Here is a 2,378-nt window from a genome sequence, read left to right on the forward strand (position 1 = left end):
CCCCTCCACAGCCACCTCCGCTTCACCCTGCAATCCGGCCTGGTTCTGCTGCTGCTATTCACCCTGCTGCGGGTGGCCTTGCTGATCTACAACCGGGAGCAGATCGGCCACGCCTCGCTGCCCACGGTGATGGAGGCCTTCCTCAACGGCCTGCGCTTCGACCTGCGGCTGGTCGCCTACCTGCTGCTGCCGCTGGTGCTGGCCACCGTCTCGCTGCGCAGCATGGCAGCGCGGCGGCCATTGCGCTGGTGGCTCACCGCCAGCGCCAGCCTCTGCCTGCTGCTGGGGGTGATGGAACTAGACTTCTACCGCGAATTCCACCAGCGCCTCAACGGCCTCGTCTTCCAGTACATGGCGGAAGACCCGAAGACGGTGCTGAGCATGATCTGGTACGGTTTCCCGGTGGCGCGCTACCTGCTCGGCTGGGCGCTGCTGAGCTGGCTGCTGGCGCAGGCCTTCACCGCACTGGACTACCTCAACCCCATCGCCTCCGCAGACAAGCCTGGCCACAACAGCGCCCCCGCCATCCGCCGCGCCGCCGCGCTGGTGCTCTGCCTGTTCGCCACCGTGGTCGCCGCCCGCGGCACCCTGCGCCAGGGCAGCCCGCCGCTGCGCTGGGGCGACGCCTACACCACCGACTCCATGTTCGCCAACCAGCTCGGCCTCAACGGCACGCTGACGCTGATCGCCGCCGCCCAGAGCCGCATGTCCGACCAGCGCGACAAGATCTTCCACGGCAACCTGCCGCCGGACGAAGCCAGGGACATCACCCGCGGCCTGCTGCTGACGCCCACCGACACCCTGGTGGATGCCGACACCGCGCCGGTGCGGCGCGACGACCATCCGCCCGCCGACACCGCGCTGCCGGAAGTGCGCAACGTCGTCGTCATCCTGATGGAGAGCTTCGCCGGCCACTACGTCGGCGCCCTCGGCAGCCGCGACGCCATCACCCCCGCCTTCGACGCCCTGGCGAAGGAGGGCCTGCTGTTCACCCGCTTCTTCTCCAACGGCACCCACACCCACCAGGGCATGTTCGCCACCATGGCCTGCTTCCCCAACCTGCCCGGCTTCGAATACCTGATGCAAACGCCGGAGGGCGGCCACAAGTTCTCCGGCCTGCCGCAGCTGCTGAGCCCGCGCGGCTACCGCGACCTCTACGTCTACAACGGCGACTTCGCCTGGGACAACCAGTCCGGCTTCTTCAGCAACCAGGGCATGACCACCTTCATCGGCCGCGCCGACTACGAAAACCCGGTGTTCTCCGACCCCACCTGGGGCGTCTCCGACCAGGACATGTTCGATCGCGCCGCCCAGGAGCTGGCCCGGCTGCCCGCCGACAAACCCTTCTACGCCCTGCTGCAGACGCTCTCCAACCACACGCCCTATGCCCTGCCCAAGGAACTGCCGGTGGAGAAGGTGAGCGGCCACGGCTCGCTGGACGAACACCTCACCGCCATGCGCTACGCCGACTGGGCGCTGGGCCGCTTCTTCGAACAAGCACGCAAGTCGCCCTACTACAAGCACACCCTGTTCGTCGTCGTCGGCGACCACGGCTTCGGCAGCCCGGAACAGCTCACCGAGATGGACCTGCACCGCTTCAACGTGCCGCTGCTGCTCATCGCCCCCGGCCTGCAGGAACGCTTCGGCAGCACCCGCGACACCGTCGGCACCCAGGTGGACATCGTCCCCACCATCGCCGGCCGCCTCGGCGACACCCGCCACCAGTGCTGGGGCCGTGACCTACTGGCGCTGCCGGCGGACGACCCCGGCTTCGGCATCATCAAGCCCTCAGGCAGCGACCAGACAGTCGCAATCGTCCGCGGTGACCACATCCTGGTTCAGCCCAAGGGCCTGCCGGTGCGCGAGTACGCCTACCGCCTCGGCGCCGACCCCGCCAGCCAGCGCCTGGAAGGCGCCGCCGACGAAGCCGAGCTGAAGCGGCAACTCGACGCCTACATCCAGACCGCCACCACCGCCCTGCTGGAGAACACCGCCGGCGTGGTCGATGCGCGCTGACAGCTGAGAAGCTCGTCCGGATACTCCAGCGCTTTCGATGCCGGGCCGTGGCTGACACAGCACAAGCCCGGCTGCTCTCCGCGAGATGAACACGGTCCGGCGGCGACAAAGCTGTTGCAGCCGCATTAGGGCCAGGCGCAGCCGCGCATCGTACCGACTGCGCATGCACCACCTTCTCCCGAACGGAAAAACCCGATCAAGCCCGATGGTCCAGACAGCGCCTTCATCGAGGCCGGCCCAGACAACCTTATTGTCATATCCTGTAACACACACTATGATTTTTGCATTGCCTCCATAGCAGTTCCCAACGCAGCGCCATCCCGGCGCGCCCCCAACCCTCCAGCCCCCGCGCGGCCTGCAAG

At 67.8% G+C, this 2,378-nt stretch carries 1 protein-coding gene; it reads left to right on the plus strand.

Going from position 1 to position 2,378, the window contains the following annotated elements:
- Window positions 1–2,016, plus strand: a 2,016-nt coding sequence (locus GRF61_RS23780; protein ID WP_169153092.1) for an LTA synthase family protein, incomplete at its 5' end; no start/stop codon positions are given.
- Window positions 2,017–2,378: the final 362 nt, after the last annotated feature.

The organism is Azoarcus sp. TTM-91 (assembly GCF_012911025.1).
Taxonomy (GTDB): domain Bacteria; phylum Pseudomonadota; class Gammaproteobacteria; order Burkholderiales; family Rhodocyclaceae; genus Azoarcus.